Annotated in this window: 6 protein-coding genes; 2 read left to right on the top strand and 4 right to left on the bottom strand. The window is 30.3% G+C overall.

Annotated features, from left to right (window positions below; genetic code table 11):
* Positions 1–2101: 2101 nt before the first annotated feature.
* Together FLA105534_RS23155 and FLA105534_RS23150 are read right to left on the bottom strand one after the other, a co-directional pair.
* Positions 2102–2347, bottom strand: coding sequence for a hypothetical protein (locus FLA105534_RS23155; RefSeq protein WP_217427730.1), 246 nt, complete (start codon positions 2345–2347; stop codon positions 2102–2104).
* Positions 2348–2452: 105 nt separating this feature from the next.
* Positions 2453–2662 (bottom strand): hypothetical protein, encoded by a 210-nt coding sequence (locus FLA105534_RS23150; RefSeq protein WP_173968438.1) that lies wholly within the window; start codon positions 2660–2662, stop codon positions 2453–2455.
* Between the two features lie 1459 nt (positions 2663–4121).
* On the opposite strand from FLA105534_RS23150, the gene FLA105534_RS23145 reads away from it, so the two are divergent.
* The gene (locus FLA105534_RS23145; protein ID WP_173968437.1) at positions 4122–4340 is read left to right on the top strand and encodes a peptidase associated/transthyretin-like domain-containing protein; all 219 of its coding nucleotides are present in this window, start codon (positions 4122–4124) and stop codon (positions 4338–4340) included.
* An 85-nt stretch (positions 4341–4425) separates the two neighbouring features.
* Positions 4426–5769 (top strand): TonB-dependent receptor, encoded by a 1344-nt coding sequence (locus FLA105534_RS23140; protein ID WP_173968436.1) that lies wholly within the window; start codon positions 4426–4428, stop codon positions 5767–5769.
* Positions 5770–5798: 29 nt separating this feature from the next.
* Here the strand turns inward: FLA105534_RS23140 and FLA105534_RS23135 are convergent, their stop codons facing one another.
* On the bottom strand, positions 5799–6119 hold the full coding sequence (locus FLA105534_RS23135; protein WP_217427731.1) for a sulfatase-like hydrolase/transferase: 321 nt from the start codon (positions 6117–6119) through the stop codon (positions 5799–5801).
* A gap of 1467 nt (positions 6120–7586) precedes the next feature.
* On the bottom strand, positions 7587–7721 hold the full coding sequence (locus FLA105534_RS24075; protein WP_394368059.1) for an ATP-binding protein: 135 nt from the start codon (positions 7719–7721) through the stop codon (positions 7587–7589).
* Between the last annotated feature and the right edge of the window lie 132 nt (positions 7722–7853).

Below are 7853 nucleotides of genomic sequence, written 5' to 3'. Positions count from 1 at the left end.
CATAGAGTAGTCTTTTTGTGTACGCTTTACATAGCGTATTTCTTGAGGTACTTCCATAATGATACTTTTTGTGTATCGCTATTTCAGGACTAGACAAATAAAAATTATTAAAAAGTCCCATACTAGGCAGCATGGGACTTTTTGTTTAAATTCAAATCTTCCAAATTTAAATTTGTTTAGGAGGCAAAACTACAGTAAATATAGTGAAATTAATTTATGTTTTTAAAAAAAAAGTATTGTAATTGTATCAAGACAGATGAAATTACTACTTTATTTAATACATAAGTAATTTTAATATTTTATTTAATCAATAAATAGTGTGTGCTATGTTTGGGGAAAGATTGATTTTAAAACAGTGGACAGCAACAGTAATTTTCAATTCAGACTTGATCAATCAAAATTATAGTTATTATTAGTTATAATAGGTATTATTTTTTAGTAATATTTGAACTTAAGTTTGTTAACTCTTGATCTTCCACGAAAAAAAAAACATTTTCCTAATTTTTAGACACCTTTTTGAGTTCATTTATACTACTCACTTTCATCCAGAATTGGGAGCTCACTTTGTCCAGAATATCTACACTATGAACATAATTACTTGGTTCTTTTGAATCTTTATATGTGGTTGCAAAACAACTTTTGGTGCAATACTATAAATACTATCTCTATTACCAGTTACAAAATGCCATTTATTAGATATTCTGATACTTTAGTATAAGTATTAAGTCTTTCGAGAGTATAGTGTTCTGGGTCTATAGTGTGTAATAGGAATAGTATGTTTGAATTGTTTTTGTAAATTCTATAAACACTTGTTAGCGGTTCGTTCTTTTTTATGTTTGATTTCATCATCAAATACATTAGGATAAAGTTGGATTTTTAAGAAGCGGATAGAAGCGACAAGTTTAAGTATTAATTTTGTTTCATTTTTAAATTCATCATCAATACCATTGTTATGATATAAGTTATCCGTCAATAGCATTACCTAATGACAGGAAAAACAAAACTGCTAAGTAGGATGAGGCTCTTTTAGTTTCTCATAATTTAATATTCCACCTGGATTCCCCCATGCATATTTATCATATCTTAATTTTGAAGATATCAATTTTCTTTTAAAAGTGTGCAATGGTTGGTAGTGGTAGCAAGGCGACATTGTTTATGCTTAGCTGGCTAATGGAATACTTGAAAGTATGAGAGCCCCTGAAGGGAAAGTAGGACGCTTTGAATATGATTAACTTGGGAGAAAAACTTTTAGAATTGCAAACAAAGAAATAAATTGTTATTTTGGGATGGAAAGATTTTTATTCGCGATTGGAAATAGATACCAAAATTAATTGCTATTGATGAAGATGATTTAGTTTATGATAAAATTGAAGCAATTGAGAATTTAATTACTTGAGTGTATGAGGAAGGCAATTTTGTTCTGAGTGCAAAGATTTTGATGGAGAGATAATTTAGTATAATTAACGATTATATTGGCCGCCCTGAACAAGTTTACAGTGAGTTTGGCGAATTAGTATGGGAAACGGGTTATGATATTAGCTGAGGATTAGGGAATTAGAAAAGGGATGATGTTTTATTCTGTTTAGGCAGCTGGGGCAGGCAGTATGAAGATGTAGAAACAGGGTTTGTATTATATATATTTAGGCATTACAATCCTAAATAGAGTTAAGGAGATGTGGTTGCCAGATAATCCAATAGCTAATTTTAGCATATAAAAGGCATAAAAAAACTATAAAAGCAAAATGTAAATAATTAAAAATTATAAAAATATTTAATACAACTCCAAAAGGAAATTAAATGGCTGAATTAGAAAATGTGTTATACTTTAACTTAGCAATAAGGCATATTGAATAGCATATTGAATGTTTTAAAAAGAAATAGCAAAACCTACTAAATCTAGTATGTTTTTTCCATTATACAGGCATTTCTTAATCCTTTGATGTGTGGATTTCTGATAATTTTGAGAATGATAGAAAAGTGAATTTTGAGTTTAATAGTAGTTATTAAAAGCTAGATCTCAATAAGTAAAAAAAACGACTTGTAAAATAAGTTTAAAGGTTGGTTTTTTCTGTTACAGTAATAATATAATAATGCAGGTTGCCTAATCTATTTCCATATTAGCAGACAATTCACTCCACTTATTGTTAAGGTATCCTAATGTAGTTTCCAACAATACGGTATCTATATCGTCTGTACTTTGCACTTTACTGTCAAGTAAAGTTTTTCCATCTTTAAAATTTATAAAGACGTCTACATTTGTATCTCCCCAAAAGAACGGGTACACAATAGCAAAGTTATCTATACTTTCGGTTACATATGCTTCCATACTCTTGATAAAGGCAAGCATGGGGAGCATTTCTAAATAATTTTCACTAAAAAGAAGAATACCTAAATGCCATTGTTGTGTTGTTTCATCATAGTCTGAAAAGGCAAATGTTTGCTCAGCTTCATACTATTCTTTAAAAATAGCATAGTTGGTTAGGTCATTATAAGAATACAATTCTTTGGCAGTAGGAGTCATTTTAGAGTACATTGTGCGATTTTCCCACCATTCGAGCCAATTGCCATCCAGTACAAGTTTTTCGGAAGCGCTATTTAAAAATGTTTCTAATCGCGGTTTGGTAATTTTTACTTTACAGTATAGTGAACTTTGCTCTGACATTTTTTAATTATAAAAAAAAAATATTGAATCTTGTATTTGATGGCAAGATAATAATTGTGAAGAACAAATTTACAGAAAATATAATTATTTTTACTTTTCTTTGGTCTCTTTTATGAAAAGTAAAGAAGCCCGACCTAAAAACAATAAAGAGACCATCTCAGACTAAAAAAAAAGCCGTTCAATTGAGTTATGATAGAACAAATGTATCAGAATTCGCCAGAGAGTTAGAGTAACAGTACCTAATTGTATAAATGACGTAAAGAATTCGAAGAGTTTGGAGAAGGAAGTTTTTTTGGAAAGGGAAATTTAAAATTAACTCGTGAGCTGAAAAAGTTCATGAACTGGAGAGAAAAAAATCAAGTATCCTGATTTTTAATTTCATAAAAAAACAATGAATAACTATTTTCGATTGAAAAAATGTGCAAAGTTCTGCAAGTTAGTAATGGAAGTTAGTACTGATGGAAAAACAAATAATTACTACTGGGGTGCAGCTAAAAATCACCATATTAAGAGCAAATAACATTGATTTATTTTGAATCCAAGCAATGCTATGGAAGCTCTAGAGTAAGATAAGAGCTTTAGAATTTAGGTTTTAAAATTTCTAGAATTACTGTGGCAAAATATATGAAACAACTAGGGTTACGAAGTAAGTTAAGCAAGAAGTTCAAAATAACAACCAACTCTAATCATAATTATTTAATAGTCAAAAATGTAATAAACGGTGAGTTTGTTGTAAAAATATCGTCAAAAACTTGAGTTTCGGATATTACTTATATCCAAACCAGAGAAAAGGATTTATATACCTGACAACTATATATAGATTTTTTAATAGATGTGTAATGGTTTTGTTAAATTAATTCTATTTTAATTGTTTTAAAAAAACTCTCCATAACTACATTATCATAACGATGTTTGAAAACAATTCATCAAACAAATAGAGAAAAATATCTTTTTTGTTGGTCATAACCTTTAGTCCTCATAGATAACATATCACCCACTATTAATTAATCAATAACTAAAATCTAAAAAATGCTTATATATTAAATAAATAATTTCATCGGTCTTGATACAATTACAATATATATAAAACTATAAATTAATTTTAATATATTTACGGTAGTTTTGCCCCTTAACAAATTTAAATTTGGAAGATTTGAATTTAAACGAAAAGTCCTATACTGCCTAGTATGGGACTTTTTAACAATTTTTAAATTTCAAGACAAGAAAAAGTAAATGGCTTGGTCGGACTTATCAGATAATTATTCTTTAAAGAACTTATATATACCGCAAAACTTCATTATAATCCGCGTCATATTTATTCCGCATCACGTCACAAGCCAAACACTTGCAAATAATATCTTTGATTTAGTTTAATCATTCTAAATAGATTCAGAATAAGCGCTTTTTTTGATTCTCCCAGAATGTATAATACAACAAGCTTTATCTAAAAAAAAGATTTATGAAATTTAAAATTATTACTGTATTTGTTCTACTATTTTCTTTATCAATAACATCCTTACATGCACAGGAAGTAAAAACAATCAAAGGTGTTGTTCAAAATACCAACGGATCACCACTGTCGGGAGCTGTAATTTCGGTCAGAGAGACTAATCAGACTGTAAATTCAGGTTCAGAAGGAGAATTTGAAATAAGAATTATCAAAAAAAAAATCCATTAGCCTGCTCTGCACTTATCTTGGTTTTAAAACCGTCCAAAAGCAGATTAACTTAAATGAAGGCAGTATTGATAATGTTCCTTTTGTAATGAAAGAAAATTCTAATTCATTAGAAGAAGTTATTATTACTGCCGATAAAAAAGAAACCAAACTTCAAAAAACCCCGATAGCTGTATCTTCTATTTCAGCTAAAGAAATTGAACAGCGTAAAATGATCGATATGACTGATCTGGTAATGACTGTGCCCAATCTTATTACAATGAGTGGAGGCTCGCCTACTTTAAATACAATGTCTATCAGAGGTATTGTAACCTTTTCAACTGATCCTTCAATCGGTGTAAACATAGACGGTGTTCCCATGTTTGATGGTTACGCCACCTCTATGCAGCTTCGGGATATTGACCGCATAGAAGTTTTAAGAGGCCCTCAAAGTACACTTTACGGCAGAAATGCTTTGGGAGGAGTAATAAATATCCTAACCAAACAGCCTGGAAATACTTTTAAAGGTTTTGCCGAAATTGGAATGGGAAAATTTAATATGCAGGAATATAGAGCAGGAATTTCTTCTCCAATCATAAAAGACAAATTAGTTGCTTCTGTAAATGCTTTTTATAATACCAGAGAGGGTGTTTATAAAAATGAATACACAGGTCGAGATTTTGACGATTATAAAAATTATGGAGGCAATATTCATTTAAAATATCTGGCTAGTGACCGTCTTTCGTTTGTTTTAAATTCTAAACTCGAAAAAAATGATATTAACGGAACTTTTCCTTATGCAGCCAATGCCGCTTATGCTTTTGAAAATCCTTATTCCATTAATCAAAACGGCAAAAATATAGAAAACCGTACCTTATCTACTACTTCCCTATTTGCAAAATACCAAATGGATAATTGGGAATTGACGTCTCTTACAGCATTTAATTATTTAGATGATGTCTATCGCGATTACGATTATGACTATTCTCCTTATGACTTTTCATACTGGAATGCTCCTGTACGTCCGCAGGGAACCTGGACGCAGGAGTTTAAAATTGCTTCACAAAATCTTGGAAGATGGGACATTACAGGCGGGTTGTTTGGTTTCTCAGATAACAGAAAAGCGGAAACTTATACTTCATACGGCGCAGATGCTACTTCAATGTATCCAAATGCTCCTTACACCCTGGCTATATTCTCAGAGCAGAACGGAAAAGGTTTTGCAGCCTTTGCACACATAACTTATGCTATTTCGGATAAATGGAAATTAACTGGAGGTTTACGTTATGACTACGATGAAAAAGAACTCACGCTGCACGATGAATATATTAAAGAACCAAATCTAACACAAGTTTTTCCTGCAAAAACGGTTGATACCTCTAACAATGCGATATCTCCAAAATTAAACTTGGGTTACCTGGCTGCAGAAGATATTACTATGTACGCCAATTAAGCAAAAGGATTCCGTCCCGGAGGAGTAAATCAATATGCGAGTGCTACCAGCGAATATCTTTCTTTTTTATACCCAAACGGCTTAAGCAAAGTTGCCAATGTTGGATCTTTTATACTAAGTCCCTGCTCTGCACCTGGTAAACCTACTGTGGCAAGTCCTACACGAATTGGATACTGTCCTGTAATAAATGCAGCTCGACCTGCAGTACACGAGGCTTGTTCATAATGATTCATAAATAGCATTCCTTCTTTAGCAATCCTGTCTATATTAGGAGTATTGCCCCCCATCATTCCTCGATGATAAGCACTTAAATTCCAGATACCGACATCATCTCCCCAAATAACTAGAATATTCGGTTTTTTTGTGCAACTACTTGCATACTTAAAGAGACAAGAAAGAGAATTCCTGCTTTTTTAAAAATTTCCTTTTTCATGTTTATTAATTTATTAGTTATTGCAAAGTTTTGGATTCATCATGTTTTAAAAGAATGAAAATTCACACATAGTATCAACTCAAATATAAAAAATAATAATTATAATTCGTATTAATATATTGCTAAATCATTGTTTTTTTTAACCCATTGAAATTGGTATACTTTTTGATAAATGGCAATAATAACAGGAAGATTTATATGCATTTGTTTATATGTTTCATTGTTTTAACAACTCTTAAGTTTCTTTAGATATCCATCTATGTTATATAAAAAACAGTAACAAAAACCGATAAAGATGCATTTGTACCAAGAAAGTACTTACTTCCATGATAAACATCATGATCTTTGCAAACACTGCTAAATCGTCATCACCTTCCATATTTATATTTTTAATCTTCTTCCATAAATTAAAGATTAGAATTAGCGATTAAAATAATGTGGAAGCTAATGGCAGTTATTGGCTCTATCCGTTAAGAATTCCTTGCATTCTTTCGACTTGTATATACATTGATGTAAGTACCAAAAGTATTCAACAAATAAAAGTTCATTCGATGATTTGTAATCTTTTTTTTCTATTTTGTTGTTGCTGTATATGTACTTGTTTCTGAGTTATAAGATCTAGAGGTTGGTGTTGTAATTACAGTGTCATAAGTCACTAAGTCCCCAGTGTTAGTGACGTTAGCGTTAGCTAAAGTTTGATTACCTAATCTTTTTATTGCTATAAGTTATAATGTAGTACCTCCACTAGTAGCAGGAGTATAAGGTTACATCGTTATCAATAATTGTTATTTCATTTGAGGTCTTAATCATGATTTAATTTTTTAATATTCCATTTCATACTGAATTATTTCCTCCTTTTTGTTCGAATAGAAGTTTATTTGGGTTGTAAATTAATTATTTAGCTTTAAAGTTTTTTAAAAATAGGTGTTGTCAAATTCTGGGCTATTCTCAGGTTATTGTATTTGTCAAAAAACATCTATTCCTTATAAAAGTCTTATCTTCAATTTCCTGGATATTATTTTTAGGTAAAAGTAGCATCGTAATTATTTATTTGCAAAAATGAGTTGAATAATTGACCTGTACAATACCTACTTTTAGCGATATTCTAACATAAATAGAGGATAAATCGGAAAAAAAATTACAAATTTACCCGAAGCGGTACAACAGACAGACTATTTCTGACAGTTGTCCCATACTAATAAAGCTTTTAAGCGGTTTTGTCAAGAGCGATAGTCGTATTGATAAGACTTTTATGAAAAATTAGCTATTTCCATAATAAAAACGACTTCTATTGTAGTACCTTTTCCTAAACTTGAAATTATTTTTAATTCTCCTTTTAATGTATTGGCACTTTCTTTATTGTTTTTTAAACCAATACCTTTTACTAATTTTCAGGATTGAAACCTTTTCCATTATCCCAAATCCGAACTATTATTTTATCAGAAGTTTTCAATAGCATAATATAACATTTTTCTGCTTTTGAATATTTATTACTATTCTTTACTGCTTCTTGTATTATTCGATAAATATGTATTTATCAATGGATAAATCAAATTTAATATTAAACTGGTTTTGCTGTGATGCTATTGTATGTCATATTTGAGTATGTTTTGGTTTAGCAAATTTAAAATTAGTAACGGTAATTTGACAT

Origin of the sequence: Flavobacterium collinsii (assembly GCF_902804485.1) — a bacterium.
GTDB classification, from domain to species: Bacteria; Bacteroidota; Bacteroidia; order Flavobacteriales; family Flavobacteriaceae; genus Flavobacterium; species Flavobacterium collinsii.
Note: the sequence above shows the minus strand (reverse complement) of the source record. Positions and strands in the feature narration are given on the sequence as shown.